Genomic DNA, 17,093 nt, shown 5'->3' with positions numbered 1-17,093 from the left:
GGTCGCACCTCACGCATACTTTTTGTTGTTGATACGGTCCCATCCACCCGTCACGTTTCCACCGGCACTGCCGTCGAGGCGCTTCTGCCGCGTGTAGGTGGTTTTGATCCGCCCGTAGTTGAGCTGTACGACCTCCATCGGCACACCGGAACTGGCGCTCTGGGCGTAGTCAGCGATGATCACTTCTTCGAGCACGACTTCGTAGTACTTGAGCTTGTCGGTACCGGCGCGACACACCACCAGCTTCACTTCCTTCAGGTGCTGGCCCGCACAACTGGCTTCAAGAAGCTTGCAGCTGGCACTGTCCAGGTATTTGGTGAAGGTGAAATTGGTGAGGGTGGTGCGCCCTGAAGATGCGCCACCCGCAGAACTTGCGGTGGCAGAGGTGCTTTGGCTGGCACCGAATTTGTAGCCGACGATTTCGATCCAGTTGGCGTATTGCTGGTCCAGCGCTTCGCCAGTGATTTCCGCGATGTGGATATAGGCGTCGAAAGCCATGTGTACCTCTCCCTGGTAACGATTGGTCTGAAAGCGACGGTGCTCGGACAGCGTCGATCTGACGTTGTTCCTCAAGAGGCGAAGCAGAGCATGCCGCCAGGCTTGAGGCCCAGTTGACACTAGCCGTACCTAACTGCAGACGCAATAGAACGCAGACGTTGGAGGTCAAATTAGGAAATAGCCTACAAATTTGACGATAAAGGCGCTTGATCGGGCTGAACCATGTTCAGTGGTTGATGAGAGGAACGTATCAGGGGGCGCAGGTGCTCGCCTCGACATCTCCAGCGTTTATGAAACCTAGCGCCGCGCGGGCGGGGCTCGGTCCCAAAGGCGCACAAAAAAACCAAATGCAAACAACCCGAGCCCACCTCGACTCAAGCCCTGAACTGCCCCAGGCTCGCCCGCAGCTGCGCCGCCAAGTCATCCAGCACCTTGCTGCTTGCTGTGGTCTGCATCACCACTTCTGCCGAACGCTCTGCCTGGGCATGAATATTCTCAACCCGTCCACGCACCGCCTGGGCGCCATGTGCCTGCTGTTCTGCCGCCCGAGTCGCCAGGCCGATCGCCGCATGCACCTGCTCCACCGCCGCCTGCACCGACTGCTGCCGGCGCTCGTTATCGCGCAGCACTCGCAGGCCTTCGCTGGCCTTCAAGCCAGCCTGGCCGATGGTTGTCACGGCCTCCTTGGCGCCCTTCTGCAGCGCCGCGATATGCGCCTGGATGTCGCCGGTAGAGCTTTGCGTCTTGCTCGCCAATGCCCTCACCTCATCGGCCACCACCGCAAACCCGCGCCCGGTCTCACCGGCTCTTGCGGCTTCAATGGCTGCGTTGAGCGCCAGCAGGTTGGTCTGCTCGGCGATACCGTGGATCACGGTCAGCACCACTTCGATCTGCTCGCTCTGCTTGGCCAGCCGCTCGATTACCTGCGAGCCGGTTTCGACCTGACCTGCCAGGTTCTCGATCATGCCGGCAAGTTGCGTCGAAGCGCGGCTGTTCTCATCGGTCGCCTGGCGGATATCAACCACCTGCTGCAGCGCCGCCTGCATGGCCTGGCTTTCCGCCTGAGCCTCATCAGCCATGCTCGACAGATCGCGCAGGCTGGCGGCCACTTCGTCGCGTTGCAGCGCTGCGGCAGCATCGGCGCCTGCATTGCGCTGCGTCATGCTGCCGATCTCGATACCTGTACGCTGTGCCACTTCGCCCGCCTCGCGGACAATCGGCTGCAACTTGTCGACGAAGCGATTGACCGCCGAGGCCATGTCGCCTATCTCGTCGCGACTGTCGAGGTTGACGCGCTTGGTCAGGTCACCTTCGCCTGCAGCCAAATCGTTGAGCGCAGTAATCAGCAGGCGCAGCTTGCTGAGCACGCGGCGGCCTAGCACCAGGGCCACTACCAGCAACACGCCAACCCCCACCACCACAAGGCCCAGCCCGATGCGCCAACGCAGCTCTGCCGCAGCGTCGCGCACGGTTTGTGCGGTATTGGCCTGCATCGCTGTAGCACTGCCCTGTGCGGTTTCCAGGCGCTCGCGCAAGGCCTTGCCACTGTCGGCTGCGGCAGCACCGAGGCTGTCGCCCACCAGTTGTTCACCGCTGGTGATCAAGGCAGCGAAGCGCTGGTCCAGGGCTTTGAGTTCCTGATCGACACCGGCAGTGGATACCCCCATCAGCACCTTGCCGATTTCCGCGCCGTTGGGGCTGATCGAGGCCTCGACGAAGTACACCGAAGGGTCGCGGCGAGCGGCATCCAGTACCTTGTCCAATGCCCGTTCACCCTGGCCCTTTTCCATCAAGGCCTGGTTGATCGGATTCTGCCGGTTCAGGTAGCGGGTCAGGTGCTGACCCTGGGCGTCGTCATAGATCACGAACAGTACGTTGGGGTTGCGCTGGGCCCGACGTGCGAAGTCGGATAGCACTGGCACATCGTTGTCCCAGATAGCCCGCGGCGCGACCGATGCCAGCAGTTGGGCCATGTCGTTGGCGGAGTCCTTGAGGTTCTTTTCCAGCGTAGTGCGCAGTTGCTGCTGCTCGCTTTGCAGGCGCTCGGACAGCCCGGCGCTAAGGCGCTGTCGTGTACTGCTGGAGAGGCTGTCCAGACCGGCGCGTACGTCCTGCCCTGCTTGCTCAAGTTCGCTGGCGAGCTTACGGCTATCGCTGCCCAGGCGCTCGCCCAGGTCGGCTTCAAGGGCGGTGACAGTGCTTCGGGTCAGCGCAACGGCAACCACTACCTGCACCAAAAGAGCGATACCAAGGGCAACAAACACAGGCCGCAAGAGGCGGCTTCGTAACAGTGAGAGGATGGCAGACACGGTGAAACCCTCGTGCTTTCTGGCGCCACTATTTTGATGGCATCTACAGAAACTTCTTACAGCAAGGGTTGTGCCGGACACAGCAGGGATAAACGCCAAGGTTAAGCAGTGCCATTGTCAGCACCGAGCAGATGCAAAAACGCCGCGCTCCCTTTCAAGAGCGCGGCGTCAGATCAGCCAGGGGGCAGATCAGGCGAACGGATGACGCAGCACGATGGTCTCGTTGCGGTCCGGGCCGGTGGAGATGATATCGATCGGCGCGCCGGTCAGCTCCTCGATGCGCTTGATGTAAGCGCGGGCAGCCGCTGGCAGCTCTTCCAGGGTCTTGGCACCCAGGGTCGACTCGCTCCAGCCTGGCATCTCTTCATACACCGGCTCCAGGCCGATGTAGCTGTCAGCGTCCGACGGTGCGTCGATGACCGCGCCGTTCTCGTTCTTGTAGCCGACACAGATGTTGATGGTTTCCAGGCCGTCCAGTACGTCCAGCTTGGTCAGGCAGATGCCCGAGATGCTGTTGACGTCGATGGCGCGACGCAGAATGACGGCATCGAACCAGCCGCAACGACGGGCACGGCCGGTGGTCGAACCGAACTCGTGGCCACGCTTGGCCAGGGTGGCGCCAGTCTCGTCGAACAGTTCGGTCGGGAACGGACCGGAACCGACGCGAGTGGTGTAGGCCTTGGTGATGCCGAGGATGTAGTCCAGGTACATCGGACCAACGCCGGAACCGGTGGAGATACCGCCAGCAGTGGTGTTGGAGCTGGTGACGTACGGGTAGGTACCGTGGTCGATGTCCAGCAGCGAGCCCTGGGCACCTTCGAACATGATGTCCTTGCCAGCGCGACGCAGGTTGTGCAGCTCGGCGGTGACATCGAGCATCATCGGCTTGAGCTGCTCGGCGTAAGCCATGCACTCGTCCAGGGTCTGCTGGAAGTCGATGGCCGGCTCTTTGTAGTAGTTCACCAGCTGGAAGTTGTGATAATCCAGCAGCTCACCCAGCTTGGCGGCGAAACGCTCACGGTGGAACAGGTCGCCAACGCGCAGGCCGCGACGGGCAACCTTGTCTTCGTAGGCTGGGCCGATACCACGGCCGGTGGTGCCGATCTTGGCTTCGCCACGGGCTTTCTCACGGGCCTGGTCCAGGGCCACGTGGTACGACAGGATCAGCGGAGCAGCCGGGCTGATGCGCAGGCGCTCACGGACCGGTACGCCCTTCTCTTCCAGCTTGGTGATTTCACGCATCAGGGCATCGGGCGCAACGACCACGCCGTTGCCGATCAGGCACTGCACGCCTTCGCGCAGGATGCCGGACGGGATCAGGTGCAAAACGGTTTTTTCACCGTTGATCACCAGCGTGTGGCCCGCGTTGTGGCCACCCTGGTAGCGCACTACGGCGGCAGCATGTTCGGTCAGCAGATCGACGATCTTGCCTTTGCCCTCATCACCCCACTGGGTGCCCAGGACGACGACATTCTTACCCATTACATTGGTCCTCATTCACGCAAACTTGGTTGCCGGCCTACTGCCGACGCAGAAACTCAATGGGTCAGCGGCAGAACCTGCCAGCGCCCGTCTTGCTGAATCAATTGCCGATCACAATCCGCCTCGAGAGCAGCACTCAACGGCTGGCCAGGCAGAGCCTGGACCACACGCTGGCCCTCGTTGCGCAACTGGCAGACCTGCTGCCAGAGGGCCGCGTCACCGCTGTCGGGCATCCAGATGCCGCCAGCTGGCAATACGACCTCCGCTCGCCCCAGTGTGACCAGGGTCTTCAAATCCGTGGAGAAACCGGTGGCCGGGCGTGCCCGACCGAAATCTGCGCCGATGTCGTCGTAGCGCCCGCCCTGGGCGATCGATTGACCTTCGCCAGGCACGAACACGGCGAACACCACACCGGTGTGGTAGTTGTAGCCACGCAACTCGCCAAGGTCGAAGTACAGCGGCAGCTCCGGATAGCGCGACGCCAGGCGATCAGCGATCGCCAACAGGTCGTCAAGCGCCGCCAGCACGCTGGCCGGGGCACGACCCAAGCGCACACGGGCTTCGGCCAGCACTTCGCGGCCACCGCACAGCTCGACCAGAGCGCGCAGCATGTTGCCCAGGTCCTTCGGCAAGTCGGCAGTCAGTGCCTGCACTTCATCGACCGACTTGCGCTGCAGGGCATCGAACAGCTGCTGTTCGACTGCGCCGGACAAGCCGGCGGCGCGCGCCAGGCCACGGTAGATACCGACATGACCGAGGTCCATGTGCACATCCGCGACGTCGGTCAGCTGCAGCGTGGCGAGCATCAGGCTGATGACTTCGACATCACTGGTAGGGCTGGCATCGCCGTACAGCTCGGCACCCAGCTGGATCGGGCTGCGCGAAGTGGACAGCGCACGCGGTTGGGCGTGCAGCACACTGCCGGCATAGCACAGGCGGCTCGGGCCTTCGCGGCGCAGGGTGTGGGCGTCGATGCGCGCCACCTGCGGGGTAAAGTCGGCACGGAAGCCCATCAGGCGACCGGACTGCGGGTCGACCACCTTGAAGGTGCGCTGATCCAGGTCCTGGCCGGCGCCGGTAAGCAGCGACTCCAGGTACTCGATATGCGGGGTGACGACCAGTTCGTAGCCCCAACTCTGGAACAGGTCCAACACCTGACGACGCGCGATCTCGATACGCGCAGCCTCAGGTGGCAGTACTTCCTCGATGCCATCTGGCAGTAGCCAGCGGTCTACCGTTGCCATTACGCCATTTCCCCTCTGGTCCGGGCGGCTTGCCTGCAGGCGAGCCGTCAGTAAAGCAGGCATTGGCGCACAGCAGCAGGCAGCACTGATCCCAGCGCCGCCACCGTACCCAATACCCTCGAATTGCCTTGCGAACTGACCAAACCGTCAACTGGCGCTTTGCCAATCAACCTTGCAGACGCAAAAAAGCCGGGAAATTTCCCGGCTGCCTCATCATACACCCCTTTTGAATCAGGGTGCACCCCGCCTGGTGTTTTAGCTGCCAGGCGGGGCATTTCCCGATCAGAGCATCAGGGCCTGCTCTTGTCCAGGAAGCGGAAGAACTCGTTCTTCGGATCCAGGACCAGGACATCGCTCTTGCTGGAGAAGCTCTCGCGGTATGCCTGAAGGCTACGGTAGAACGCATAGAAATCAGCGTCCTGGGTGTAAGCCTTGGCATAGATGGCGGCCGACTGGGCATCACCATCACCGCGGGTTTCTTCCGCTTCACGATAGGCTTCGGCCAGCAGCACGCGACGCTGACGGTCGGCATCCGCACGGATACCCTCTGCCAGCTCGTTACCCTTGGCGCGATGCTCGCGGGCTTCCCGCTCACGCTCGGTGCTCATACGGTCGAACACGCTGCGATTGACTTCTTTGGGCAGGTCGATGGCCTTGACGCGCACATCGACCACCTCGATACCCAGCTCCTTGTTGGCCATACGGTTCAGCGATGCAGTGATGTCAGCCATCAGCGCGTCACGCTCACCGGAAACCACTTCGTGCAGGGTACGCTTACCGAACTGGTCACGCAGGCCGCTTTCCAGGCGACGAGACAGACGTTCATCGGCGATCTGCTTGAGGCCGGAAGTCGCGGTATAGAAACGCTCGGCATCCTGAACGCGCCACTTGGCGTAGGCGTCGACCATCACCGCTTTCTTCTCCAGGGTCAGGAACCGCTGGGTCGGGGCGTCGAGGGTCATCAGGCGGGCGTCGAACCTGCGAACCTGGTTCACATAAGGAATCTTCACATGCAGGCCAGGCTGGACATCCGCCTGGACCACACGGCCGAATTGCAGCAGTACCGCACGTTCGGTCTGGGCCACGATGTAGAAGCTGTTCCAGGCCACGACGGCCAGCACCACAGCTGCGATCAGGGCGATCAGCGATTTATTGCTCATCAGCGGCTCTCCCTAGTGCGCATCTGCTGCTGTTGCTGTTGCAGGTCCTGCGCCGCACGTGCGGCTGCATCATTGGCCGATGGCGACACACTGGTAGCCGGCGCGGACGCATTGCGGCCACCTTCGACCATCTTGTCCAGCGGCAGGTAGAGCAGGTTGTTCTGCCCGTCCTTGGTTGCCACCATGACTTTGCTCGTGTTGCTGTAGACCTCTTGCATGGTCTCCAGATACAGACGCTGACGGGTCACGTCCGGCGCTTTGCGGTACTCGGCGAGCAGCTTGGTGAAGCGGTCGGCCTCACCCTTGGCGCGGGCGATGACTTCGTCGCGGTAACCGTTGGCGTCCTCGATGATGCGCTGGGCCTGACCACGGGCTTCCGGCACCACGCCATTGGCGTAGGATTCGGCCTGGTTACGGGCACGCTGCTCGTCTTCGCGGGCACGGATCACGTCGTCGAAGGCTTCCTGCACTTCACGCGGGGCTGCCGCGCTCTGTACGTTGACCTGGGTGACAGTGATACCGGTACGGTAGTTGTCAAGGAAGCGCTGCAGGCGTTCGCGGATATCCACGGCCATCTGCTCACGACCCTCGGTCAACACCTGGTCCATCGAGGTGGAACCCACCACGTGGCGCAGGGCGCTTTCGGTGGCATGCTGCAGGCTCACCTCGGGCTGGTCGACGTTGAGCACGAAGTCCTGCAGGTTGGTGATCTTGTACTGGACGGTCAGTGGCACCTCGACGATGTTCTCGTCTTCGGTGAGCATCTGGCCCTGCTTGGTGTAGGCACGCTCACGCGTGACGTTTTCCATGTACTTGCGATCGATCGGCGGGAAGTAGATGTTCAGGCCGGGACCGACCGTTTCATAGTACTTGCCGAAGCGCAGCACAACGGCCTGCTCCTGCTCATCGACCACGTACACGGCGCTGTACAGCCAGATGGCAGCCAGTACCGCCAGGCCGATGCCCAGCAGGCCGTAGCCACCGCCCTTGCCGACATTGCGGTCACCGCCGCCACGTTTCTTGCCGCTGCCGAACATGCCGTTAAGGCTGTCCTGCAGTTTGCGGAAGGCCTCGTCCAGATCCGGCGGGCCTTTTTTATCGCCACCGCCGCCACCACCGCGGCGGCCGCCCCAGGGATCCTGATTGTTCGAGTTGCCACCCGGCTCGTTCCAAGCCATAGCGCTCTCCATCTGATAAAGCAAAGACGCGCCCACGGCGCGCCGTCCAATGCTACAGAATGCCTGCCACTGCTGCCCGACGACGTCGGCGGGCATTTATTGCAAAGTGTGTTGCTCGACAAACACTTGCGGCTCCATGCCTTCGCGGCTGACCAGGCGATTCAACTCGACCCTGGGCAATCGCACACTCAGCAGGCTGCGCCCTTCTTCGTCATGCTCTTCACTCTGCACCGCACCCAAGTCAAAGAATTGCGCGCGCAAGCGGGCAAAACGCTGCTCCAGGCACAGGGTACCGACAAAAAGATCATCCCCCAGCAACTCGGCAATGGCCTGACCGACCAGCTCCAGGCCACGGCCATCTCGAGCCGATACCCAGACCCGCTCCGGCTTGCCGTCGGCATTGCGCTGGATCTGCGGCTCGACATCTTCAAGCAAGTCGAGTTTGTTATAGACCTCGAGTATCGGCAAGCCTTCGGCACCGATCTCGCCCAATACTGCCAGCACCTGCTCGATCTGCTCCATGCGCTCAGGCTCATGGGCGTCGATCACATGCAGCAGCAGGTCGGAGTTGCTCGACTCTTCGAGCGTAGCCCGAAATGCCTCGACCAGCTTGTGCGGAAGGTGACGAATGAAGCCAACGGTGTCAGCCAGCACGATCGGCCCAAGGTCGTCGAGCTGTAGCCGGCGCAGGGTCGGGTCGAGGGTGGCGAACAATTGGTCGGCGGCGTACACATCGGATTCAGTCAGGGCGTTGAACAGCGTGGACTTGCCAGCGTTGGTGTAGCCCACCAGCGATACCGACGGAATATCCGCGCGCCGACGCCCCCGGCGAGCCTGCTCACGCTGGCTGCGAACCTTTTCCAGGCGTGACTTGATCTGGCGCAGGCGCACCCGCAACAGACGCCGGTCGGTTTCCAGCTGGGTTTCACCCGGGCCGCGCATACCGATACCACCCTTCTGACGCTCAAGGTGGGTCCAGCCGCGTACCAGCCGCGTGCTCATGTGCTCGAGCTGGGCCAGTTCGACCTGCAGCTTGCCTTCATGGGTACGCGCCCGTTGGGCGAAGATGTCGAGAATCAGCCCGGTACGGTCAAGCACGCGACACTCGAAGACTCGTTCGAGGTTGCGCTCCTGACTGGGTGTGAGGGTGTGATTGAAAATCACCAGGTCAACCTGTTCGGCTTTGACCAGGTCGCGCAATTCCTCGACCTTGCCACTGCCAATCAGGTATTTGGCGGTAGGCTGATGCCTTGCCACTGTGACCAGCGAGACGATGTCGGCTCCGGCCGACAATGCCAGTTCCTGAAACTCCTGCGGGTCTTCGCGCGCCTCAGGGTTCTGACCTTCCAAGTGAACGAGCAGCGCCCGCTCACCACCACCGTGGCGCTCAAAGAACAATGCAGGCTCCTATCAGGCGTTGCCTGGTTCGCTGTCGCCGTGTTCGGAATCGGACGGGCTTGGCAGGCGAACCGGACGGGCTGGAACCACGGTCGAAATCGCGTGCTTGTAGACCATCTGGCTGACAGTGTTCTTCAGCAGCACCACGAACTGGTCGAACGATTCGATCGAGCCCTGCAGCTTGATCCCGTTGACCAGATAGATCGAAACCGGGACCTTTTCTTTTCTCAAGGTGTTCAAGTAAGGGTCTTGTAGCGAATGCCCTTTTGACATATGCCGCACTCCTGTAAGGATAAATAGTAGAAAATCAAAAAAATCGATAAGTTAGGCCGCCCCTTCGGAAGAATAGACGGCAATCAGCAGGGACTCAGCTCAATATGGAGATGGCCCCAAGGTATTTCAAGGTGCGGGACAGATTGTCGCAGGCCAGACTGTCGAGCCAGTGCACGTCGGACCAACCGCGCAACCAGGTGAACTGCCGTTTGGCCAGCTGGCGAGTAGCAATGATACCGCGTTCTCGCATCTCATTCTCAGTCAGCTTGCCGTCGAGGTAGTCCCAGACCTGCCGATATCCCACTGCCCGTATAGACGGCAGCCCGGCGTGCAAGTCACTTCTGGCTCGCAGCGATCGGACCTCGTCGACGAAGCCCTGTTCCAGCATCTGCGAAAATCGTAACGCAATTCGCTGATGCAGAATGTGACGATCTGTAGGAGCAATCGCCAAACTCGCGACAGTATAGGGCAAATGCCCGCCAGCGCCTGCGTCTGCGCCGCTACTTTCCGCGAATTGACGCTGGCGATGGGTTGTCATGCTCTCGCCGCTCACCTGATAGACCTCCAACGCACGGATCAGGCGCTGCGGGTCGTTGGGGTGAATGCGTGCGGCCGACTCCGGGTCCACTTCGGCGAGCTGGCGGTGCAACTCGGCCAAACCCAGCGCCTGCGCCCGGGCCTCGAGTTCGGCACGCACCGCAGCGTCAGCCGGCGGCATGTCCGCCAGGCCATCGATCAATGCCTTGTAGTAGAGCATGGTGCCACCGACCAGCAGCGGGACTTTGCCGCGCGCGGTGATTTCGGCCATGGCCTGAAGGGCATCGGTGCGAAACTGCGCAGCCGAGTAGCTCTCGGCAGGGTCGCGAATATCGATAAGACGATGTGGATGGGCAGCCAATACCTCCCTGGAGGGCTTGGCGCTGCCGATGTCCATGCCGCGGTAGACAAGGGCAGAGTCGACGCTGATCAGCTCGCACGGCAGGACCTTGGTCAGCTCGATGGCAAGGTCGGTCTTGCCGGCCGCCGTCGGGCCCATGAGGAATATCGCTGGGGGCTTGCCGCTCATGTCATCGACCGCGCAGGAAAAGTTTGTCCAGGTCGTCCAGGCCCATCTGGGTCCAGGTCGGTCGGCCATGGTTGCACTGGCCGCTACGCTCGGTGTTTTCCATGTCGCGCAGCAGGGCGTTCATCTCAGGAATCGCCAGACGCCGGTTGGCACGCACGGCGCCGTGGCAGGCCATGGTACCGAGCAATTCGTTGAGGTGCGCCTGAATGCGATCGCTGGTGCCGTACTCCATAAGGTCGGCAAGCACATCCTGGACAAGACGATTGGCCTCGGCCTGCTTGAGCAGGGCAGGAATCTGACGGATCGCCAGCGTCTCCGGGCCCAGGCGTTGCAACTCGAAGCCCAGACGCTGGAACCACTGGGCATGCTCCTCGGCGCAATCGGCCTCGCGCTGGCTCAGCGCCAGTGACTCGGGCACAAGCAGCGGCTGGCCACTCAGACCCTCGCTGGCCATCGCCACCTTGAGCCGTTCATACATGATCCGCTCGTGAGCTGCGTGCATGTCGACCAGCACCAGGCCGGCAGCATTCTCGGCGAGAATGTAGATGCCTTTGAGCTGGGCCAGGGCGAACCCCAAGGGCGGGATGTCGCCCTGGCTCTGCGGCAACGTCGCAGGCGCAGCAGCGTCATCGTTCAGCGGCTTGTAGAACTCGCGGTAGACCGCCTGGGTCTCGGCAGCGGGCAACGGCTGTGATGGGCGGGGGGAGTACTGGTACTGGTAGCCTGCACCACTGCCACCGTTGGAAATCGAATGCTGGGGCACCTGGGGCTGTTCGAGCACCGGCGAGGCCAGGCGCATCTCGCCTTGCGGGCCGAATTCGCCCGCCTGTTGCCCCGTCGGGCGCGTGATCTCGGCAGCGGCAGCAGGCGCCGACGCCAGATGGTCTTCCGGACGCACGTCGGCCAGGGCACGGTGCAGCGTGCCATAGAGAAAATCGTGAACCGAACGCCCCTCACGGAAACGCACTTCGTGCTTGGTCGGATGCACGTTGACGTCGACGCCGTTGGGCTCAAGCTCAAGGAACAGTACGAACGTCGGGTGCCGGCCATTGAAAAGCACGTCGCGGTAGGCCTGGCGCACCGCATGGGCTACCAGCTTGTCGCGCACCGCACGGCCGTTGACGAAGAAGTACTGAAGGTCTGCCTGGCTGCGCGAGAAGGTCGGCAGGCCGACCCAGCCCCACAGGCGCAGGCCGTTACGCTCGACATCGATCGGCAGCGCCTGCTCCATGAAGCCCCCGCCACAAATGGCGCCAACACGCCGCGCACGGGCCGTTTCGTCATGCGCTTCGTGCAGGCTGAGGATGCTCTTGCCGTTGTGCCGCAGGTGGAAGGCCACATCGAAGCGGGCCAGGGCCAGGCGCCGGATGACTTCCTGCAGGTGATCGAATTCGGTCTTCTCGGCCTTGAGAAACTTGCGACGGGCCGGGGTATTGAAGAACAGGTCACGTACTTCCACCGAGGTGCCGACAGGATGCGCAGCAGGCTGCACACGCGGGGTCATGTCGCGACCTTCGGTCTCGACCTGCCAGGCTTCGCTAGCACTGGCGGTACGCGACGTCAGGGTCAGGCGCGCCACCGAGCTGATGGAGGCCAGGGCCTCGCCACGAAAGCCCAGGCTCAGCACACCTTCGAGGTCTTCCAGTTCGCGGATCTTGCTGGTCGCGTGTCGGGCCAGGGCCAATGGCAGGTCGTCGGCGGAAATACCGCTGCCGTCGTCGCGCACCCGCAACAACTTGACGCCGCCCTGCTCCACTTCGACATCGATGCGCCGGGCGCCGGAATCGAGACTGTTCTCCAGCAACTCCTTGGCCACCGAAGCCGGGCGTTCGACCACCTCACCGGCGGCAATCTGGTTGGCCAGCCGCGGACTGAGCAGCTGGATGCGCGAACCACCACTCATTGCTGCGAGGCCAGGGTCGTTGAGGGAATATTGAGGTGCTGGCCGACCTTCAGCTCATCGCTCTTGAGGCTGTTGGTGCTGCGCAGGCTAGCCACGCTGACCTGATAGCGCACGGCAAGCATCGCCAGGGTCTCGCCCGGGCGTACCGTGTGTTCACGTGGCCCTTGGGCGATCTTGCCGCTATCGCGCATCCAGGCGATGTAAGTACCAGGCGGCGGGTTCTGCTGGAAGTATTGGCGCACACCGGTATGGATCGAGCGGGCCAATGCCTGCTGATGGCTGCGCGTTGCCAGTTTGGCGGCTTCGTTGTTGTTGGAGATGAACCCGGTTTCGACCAGGATCGACGGGATGTCAGGCGACTTCAGTACCATGAAACCAGCTTGCTCCACGCGCTGCTTGTGCAGCGAAGTGATGCGCCCCATGTTGCCCAGCACTTTTTGCCCGACGTTGAGGCTGGAACTGAGCGTTGCGGTCATCGACAAGTCGAGCAACACGCCTGCGAGCATGCGGTCTTTGTCGTCGAGGCTGACGTTACCAGCACCACCGATCAGGTCGGAGCGGTTTTCCGCGTCGGCCAGCCAGCGGGCGGTCTCGGAAGTGGCGCCACGGTCGGACAGGGCGAACACCGAGGCGCCAAAGGCGGCCCGCGACGGTGCAGCGTCAGCGTGGATCGAGATGAACAGGTCAGCACCTTTCTTGCGGGCAATCTCGGTACGTTTGCGCAGCGGAATGAAGTAGTCACCGGTGCGGGTCAGTTCGGCACGGTAGCCCTTCTCGGTATTGATCTGACGCTGCAGTTCCTTGGCGATTTGCAGCACGATGTCTTTCTCATGCTGGCCACGCGACCCCGACGCACCCGGATCCTCACCGCCATGACCGGCGTCGATGGCGACCACGATGTCGCGCTTGCCGCTGGGTACAGGTGGCAGTTTGATCGCCGGCTGGGCCGGGCTTACCGGCACCGCTGGGGTGGTCGCCGGGGTTTGCACAGGAGTTGGCGGTGCAGCAGGCGCCGTGGCGGCGATGGCATCGGCTTCCTGGTCATACAGGTCGACCACCAGACGGTTGCCGTACTGGGCGTTGGGTGCCAGGGTGAAGCTTTTGGGCGTGACCGACTTTTTCAGGTCGACCACCACGCGCAGATCGGTAGGCGTACGTTGGGCGGAGCGCACGCTGCTGATCGGCGTGTTCGAGGTGGAAACGTTCAACGGCGCGCCCAGCGTCGCGCCATTGATATCGATGACCAGGCGATCGGGTGCGCTGAGGGTGAAGACGCTATGCTGCACGGGGCCAGACAGGTCGAAGACCAGCCGCGTGTTGTCCGGCGCGCGCCACAGGCGCATGCTCTTGACTTGAGTGACGGCCAGAGCGTCAACAGTCACCGCTGTCAGCAGCAGACCAACGACAGCGACCAGTGCGCGTATGCGCATACCTACCCCACTTACTGTTTATAGTGTTTGGCCAGCGCAGTGCACCAGGCCTCGCCGCGAGCCCCCTGCGGCGAAAGGATCAGCGAGCGTCCGCCCGCTTGGGGGCTTATGGTAATGGTCAGGTCAGGCTTTGGCAAAACGCCCGCACCCTTTTCTGGCCACTCGAACAGGCACAGCGGGTCACCCTCGAAGTAGTCGCGAATGCCCATGAATTCCAGTTCCTCCGGATCGACCAGGCGATACAGGTCGAAATGGAAGGCGCGTACGTCACCGATCTCATAGGGTTCAACCACGGTGAAGGTCGGGCTTTTCACTGCACCAGTATGGCCCAAGCCACGAATAAGGCCACGGGACAGCGTAGTCTTGCCCGCACCCAGGTCGCCCTCAAGAAAGATGATGCCGCGACCGCCGGTCACCTCGGCCAGTGATGCACCGAATTTGACCGTGGCCTCTTCATCGGCCAGAAACAGGGTTATGCCAGACACGCAGAATGCTCCTCCAACAACTCACGAATGACCGGCGCCAGATCACTGGCTGCCAGGCCTCTACCTTTCACACCCAACCGCTCGCCGGCACACGCGTGCAACCACACCCCAAGACCTGCGGCGCGCCAGGCATCCAGCCCTTGGGCCAATAATGCGGCCAGCACACCCGTCAGCACGTCACCCAAGCCCGCCCCCGCCATTGCCGGATGCCCGCGCTGACACAGCGCCAACTGCCCCGCCGGATCCGCGACCAGAGTACCGGCCCCCTTGAGCACACAAACACTGGCATAGCGGCGCGCCAGCTTGCGAGCGGCGCCTGGGCGATCGGCCTGCACAGCCTCGGTGGAAATGCCCAGCAAACGTGCGGCCTCCCCAGGATGCGGGGTAAGAATGCTGCCACTGGGCAATGCCAGAGGCGTGCGCGCCAGCAGGTTGAGTGCATCGGCATCCCATACCTGCGGCCGCTCGGCATTGGCAACAGCCGACAGCAGGCTGCGCCCCCAGGCGGCCTGGCCCAGCCCTGGACCGACCACCAGCACCGAAGCGCGCTCCAATACCCCCATCAGCTGGTTGGCCGACTCGACCCCCAGGCACATGGTTTCGGGCAAGCGGGCAAGGCTTGCGGCCACGTGATCGGGGCGAGTCGCCACGCTGACCAGCCCGGCGCCGCAGCGCAGCGCGGCTTCGGCGCTCAGCAGCACTGCGCCACCGGTACCGAGGTCGCCGCCCACCACCAGCACGTGGCCGAAGTCACCTTTGTGGGCGTGCGGATGCCTGGCGGGCAGGCGCGTGACGGTCACGCTGCTTAGCAGTAGCGGGGCATGGCTTTGGTGTTTGGTCTGCGGCATGGGGTCAAAGGCTCCAATGTCTGGCAGAATTATACGCACCTGAGCCTGTATTGCCTTGCCCATCCATGTCCGCTTGCACACTTGACCTCGCCGCCCTGGCCCAATCGATCAAAAATTGGGGCCGTGAACTCGGTTTTGCCCACGTCGGCATCGCCGGTGTGGACCTTGGCGAGCACGAACAGCACCTGCAGCGCTGGCTCGACGCCGGCTACCAGGGCGAGATGGAATACCTGGCCGCCCACGATGGCAAGCGCGCCCACCCCGACCAGTTGATCCCAGGCACCGTACGAGTGATTTCGCTGCGCATGGACTACCTGCCCGGCGACACGCAGATGGCGCAACGCCTGGCCCAGCCTGAAAAAGCTTACGTATCACGCTACGCCCTAGGCCGCGATTACCACAAGCTGGTGCGCAAACGCGTGCAGCACCTGGCCGATCGCATCCAGGAAGACATCGGTCCGTTCGGCTACCGGGCGTTCGTAGACAGCGCCCCGGTACTGGAAAAGGCCATCGCCGAACAGGCAGGCCTGGGATGGATCGGCAAGAACACCCTGCTACTCAATCGCAAGGCTGGGAGCTACTTTTTCCTGGCCGAGCTGTTTGTCGACTTGCCGCTGCCGGTGGACGAGGCGCATACAAGCGAGCATTGCGGACGCTGCCAGGCGTGCCTGGACATCTGCCCGACCAAGGCCTTTGTCGGGCCCTATGTGCTGGATGCCAGGCGCTGCATTTCTTACCTGACCATCGAGTTGAAGGGCGCCATCCCCGTGGAGCTGCGCTCGATGATGGGCAATCGGGTGTTCGGTTGCGATGACTGCCAGATCGTCTGCCCGTGGAATCGTTTTGCACGTCCAACCCAGGAAAACGACTTCCAGCCCAGGCATGGCCTGGAGAATGCCGAGCTGGCCGAGATGTTCCTGTGGGATGAAAAGACTTTTCTACGCAAGACCGAGGGTGGGCCTTTGCGGCGCGCCGGGTATGAGCGCTGGCTACGCAACCTGGCGGTGGGCCTGGGCAATGCACCGTCGACGATTCCGGTGCTGGAAGCCTTGAAGGCCCGCCGGGAAGACCCGTCGGAGCTGGTGCGTGAGCATGTGGAGTGGGCGCTGGCGCGGCATGGCATTCCATAGCAGGGGCCGCCAAGGAGCCCCTGAGGTTTCACTGCTGGTCGTTGTAGTGAAACTTCGGCATTTCCCAATGGAAGCGGATCGCCAATAGCCGCACCAGGAACCCACCAAACAAGGTCAGCAGCATGGCCTGCTCTGCCGGCACCTTGAAATACACACAGCCCAGGTAAAACCACGCCGCGGCAAAAGACACGCTGGCATACAGTTCACGCCGGAACACCAGCGGGATGTCGTTACAGAAAATATCCCGAAGGATCCCGCCGAATACCCCTGTAATGACACCGCTGATCGACGCCACCAACATGCCCTGCCCCATCTCAAGCGCAGTCATGCAGCCAATCAGGGTGAAGGCCACCAGCCCCAAGGCATCCAGCACCAGAAACAGTGACCGCAGGCGGCGCATCATCGGTGCGATGAAAATCGTCAGCAGCGCGGCAAAGCTGGTGAGCACCAGGTATTCCGGATGCTTCACCCAGGTCAGTGGGTAATGCCCGAGCAGAACATCACGCACAGAGCCACCACCCAGGGCAGTCACACAGGCGATCAGTACCACGCCAAACCAGTCCATGCCCCGGCGCCCGGCAGACAGGGCGCCGGTCATGGCTTCGGCGGTGATGGCGATAAGGTAGAGCATCAACAACATGGCGCGGGTCCGTGCGGGAAAGGCGCGCAGTCTAACCAGTTGCCCAAGG

15 protein-coding genes are annotated in these 17,093 nt (G+C 62.5%); 1 reads left to right on the top strand and 14 read right to left on the bottom strand.

Annotated features, from left to right (window positions below; translation table 11 throughout):
- Positions 1-9 precede the first annotated feature (9 nt).
- The 13 genes from ACW4TB_RS25005 to ACW4TB_RS24945 all read right to left on the bottom strand — a co-directional run bounded on the left by ACW4TB_RS25005 (position 10) and on the right by ACW4TB_RS24945 (position 15,274).
- Positions 10-498 carry an Hcp family type VI secretion system effector gene (locus ACW4TB_RS25005; protein WP_161872048.1) on the bottom strand — a complete coding sequence of 163 codons (489 nt, stop codon included), beginning with the start codon at positions 496-498 and terminating at the stop codon, positions 10-12.
- Between the two features lie 374 nt (positions 499-872).
- Entirely contained in the window at positions 873-2,807 is a 1,935-nt protein-coding gene (locus ACW4TB_RS25000) for a methyl-accepting chemotaxis protein (protein ID WP_204919004.1), read from the bottom strand.
- Positions 2,808-2,996: 189 nt separating this feature from the next.
- Positions 2,997-4,289, bottom strand: a complete 1,293-nt coding sequence (locus ACW4TB_RS24995; protein WP_012316474.1) for an adenylosuccinate synthase — start codon at positions 4,287-4,289, stop codon at positions 2,997-2,999.
- Between the two features lie 56 nt (positions 4,290-4,345).
- The gene (locus tag ACW4TB_RS24990) at positions 4,346-5,533 is read right to left on the bottom strand and encodes an ATP phosphoribosyltransferase regulatory subunit (RefSeq protein ID WP_012316475.1); all 1,188 of its coding nucleotides are present in this window, start codon (positions 5,531-5,533) and stop codon (positions 4,346-4,348) included.
- Between the two features lie 290 nt (positions 5,534-5,823).
- Positions 5,824-6,693: a protease modulator HflC gene (gene hflC, locus ACW4TB_RS24985; protein WP_012316476.1), complete on the bottom strand. Its 870-nt coding sequence runs from the start codon at positions 6,691-6,693 to the stop codon at positions 5,824-5,826.
- Positions 6,693-7,871: an FtsH protease activity modulator HflK gene (gene hflK, locus ACW4TB_RS24980; RefSeq protein ID WP_254466653.1), complete on the bottom strand. Its 1,179-nt coding sequence runs from the start codon at positions 7,869-7,871 to the stop codon at positions 6,693-6,695. Before hflK ends, hflC begins: the two co-directional genes overlap by 1 nt.
- A 96-nt stretch (positions 7,872-7,967) precedes the next feature.
- Positions 7,968-9,269: a ribosome rescue GTPase HflX gene (gene hflX, locus ACW4TB_RS24975; RefSeq protein WP_012316478.1), complete on the bottom strand. Its 1,302-nt coding sequence runs from the start codon at positions 9,267-9,269 to the stop codon at positions 7,968-7,970.
- 12 nt (positions 9,270-9,281) lie between these two features.
- On the bottom strand, positions 9,282-9,542 hold the full coding sequence (gene hfq, locus ACW4TB_RS24970; protein WP_003258160.1) for an RNA chaperone Hfq: 261 nt from the start codon (positions 9,540-9,542) through the stop codon (positions 9,282-9,284).
- A gap of 94 nt (positions 9,543-9,636) precedes the next feature.
- Positions 9,637-10,608 (bottom strand): tRNA (adenosine(37)-N6)-dimethylallyltransferase MiaA, encoded by a 972-nt coding sequence (miaA, locus tag ACW4TB_RS24965; protein WP_279933546.1) that lies wholly within the window; start codon positions 10,606-10,608, stop codon positions 9,637-9,639.
- 1 nt (position 10,609) lies between these two features.
- On the bottom strand, positions 10,610-12,511 hold the full coding sequence (mutL, locus tag ACW4TB_RS24960) for a DNA mismatch repair endonuclease MutL (RefSeq protein WP_279933548.1): 1,902 nt from the start codon (positions 12,509-12,511) through the stop codon (positions 10,610-10,612).
- On the bottom strand, positions 12,508-13,941 hold the full coding sequence (locus ACW4TB_RS24955) for an N-acetylmuramoyl-L-alanine amidase (RefSeq protein ID WP_012316481.1): 1,434 nt from the start codon (positions 13,939-13,941) through the stop codon (positions 12,508-12,510). The genes mutL and ACW4TB_RS24955 overlap by 4 nt, the downstream gene beginning before the upstream one ends.
- A gap of 11 nt (positions 13,942-13,952) precedes the next feature.
- Positions 13,953-14,426 carry a tRNA (adenosine(37)-N6)-threonylcarbamoyltransferase complex ATPase subunit type 1 TsaE gene (tsaE, locus tag ACW4TB_RS24950; RefSeq protein ID WP_012316482.1) on the bottom strand — a complete coding sequence of 158 codons (474 nt, stop codon included), beginning with the start codon at positions 14,424-14,426 and terminating at the stop codon, positions 13,953-13,955.
- Complete coding sequence (locus ACW4TB_RS24945) at positions 14,414-15,274, bottom strand: NAD(P)H-hydrate dehydratase (RefSeq protein ID WP_254466658.1); 861 nt, start codon at positions 15,272-15,274, stop codon at positions 14,414-14,416. Before ACW4TB_RS24945 ends, tsaE begins: the two co-directional genes overlap by 13 nt.
- A gap of 65 nt (positions 15,275-15,339) precedes the next feature.
- On the opposite strand from ACW4TB_RS24945, the gene queG reads away from it, so the two are divergent.
- The gene (gene queG / locus ACW4TB_RS24940; RefSeq protein ID WP_012316484.1) at positions 15,340-16,404 is read left to right on the top strand and encodes a tRNA epoxyqueuosine(34) reductase QueG; all 1,065 of its coding nucleotides are present in this window, start codon (positions 15,340-15,342) and stop codon (positions 16,402-16,404) included.
- A 28-nt stretch (positions 16,405-16,432) separates the two neighbouring features.
- On the opposite strand, the gene ACW4TB_RS24935 is transcribed toward queG, so the two are convergent.
- On the bottom strand, positions 16,433-17,044 hold the full coding sequence (locus tag ACW4TB_RS24935) for a trimeric intracellular cation channel family protein (RefSeq protein WP_003249516.1): 612 nt from the start codon (positions 17,042-17,044) through the stop codon (positions 16,433-16,435).
- Positions 17,045-17,093: the final 49 nt, after the last annotated feature.

This window comes from Lelliottia jeotgali (assembly GCF_977070485.1).
The sequence above is the reverse complement of the archived record's forward strand: the minus strand, read 5'-3'. Positions and strand labels throughout refer to the sequence as shown.

Excerpts from the sequence above, each read along its gene's own strand:
- ACW4TB_RS24935 (WP_003249516.1), bottom strand. The coding sequence starts at position 17,044 with ATGTTGTTGATGCTCTACCTTATCGCCATCACCGCCGAAGCCATGACC.
- hflK (WP_254466653.1), bottom strand. The coding sequence starts at position 7,871 with ATGGCTTGGAACGAGCCGGGTGGCAACTCGAACAATCAGGATCCCTGG.
- hflC (WP_012316476.1), bottom strand. The coding sequence starts at position 6,693 with ATGAGCAATAAATCGCTGATCGCCCTGATCGCAGCTGTGGTGCTGGCC.
- ACW4TB_RS24990 (WP_012316475.1), bottom strand. The coding sequence starts at position 5,533 with ATGGCAACGGTAGACCGCTGGCTACTGCCAGATGGCATCGAGGAAGTA.
- ACW4TB_RS24995 (WP_012316474.1), bottom strand. The coding sequence starts at position 4,289 with ATGGGTAAGAATGTCGTCGTCCTGGGCACCCAGTGGGGTGATGAGGGC.
- mutL (WP_279933548.1), bottom strand. The coding sequence starts at position 12,511 with ATGAGTGGTGGTTCGCGCATCCAGCTGCTCAGTCCGCGGCTGGCCAAC.
- miaA (WP_279933546.1), bottom strand. The coding sequence starts at position 10,608 with ATGAGCGGCAAGCCCCCAGCGATATTCCTCATGGGCCCGACGGCGGCC.
- ACW4TB_RS25005 (WP_161872048.1), bottom strand. The coding sequence starts at position 498 with ATGGCTTTCGACGCCTATATCCACATCGCGGAAATCACTGGCGAAGCG.
- ACW4TB_RS24945 (WP_254466658.1), bottom strand. The coding sequence starts at position 15,274 with ATGCCGCAGACCAAACACCAAAGCCATGCCCCGCTACTGCTAAGCAGC.
- queG (WP_012316484.1), top strand. The coding sequence starts at position 15,340 with ATGTCCGCTTGCACACTTGACCTCGCCGCCCTGGCCCAATCGATCAAA.
- hfq (WP_003258160.1), bottom strand. The coding sequence starts at position 9,542 with ATGTCAAAAGGGCATTCGCTACAAGACCCTTACTTGAACACCTTGAGA.
- ACW4TB_RS24955 (WP_012316481.1), bottom strand. The coding sequence starts at position 13,941 with ATGCGCATACGCGCACTGGTCGCTGTCGTTGGTCTGCTGCTGACAGCG.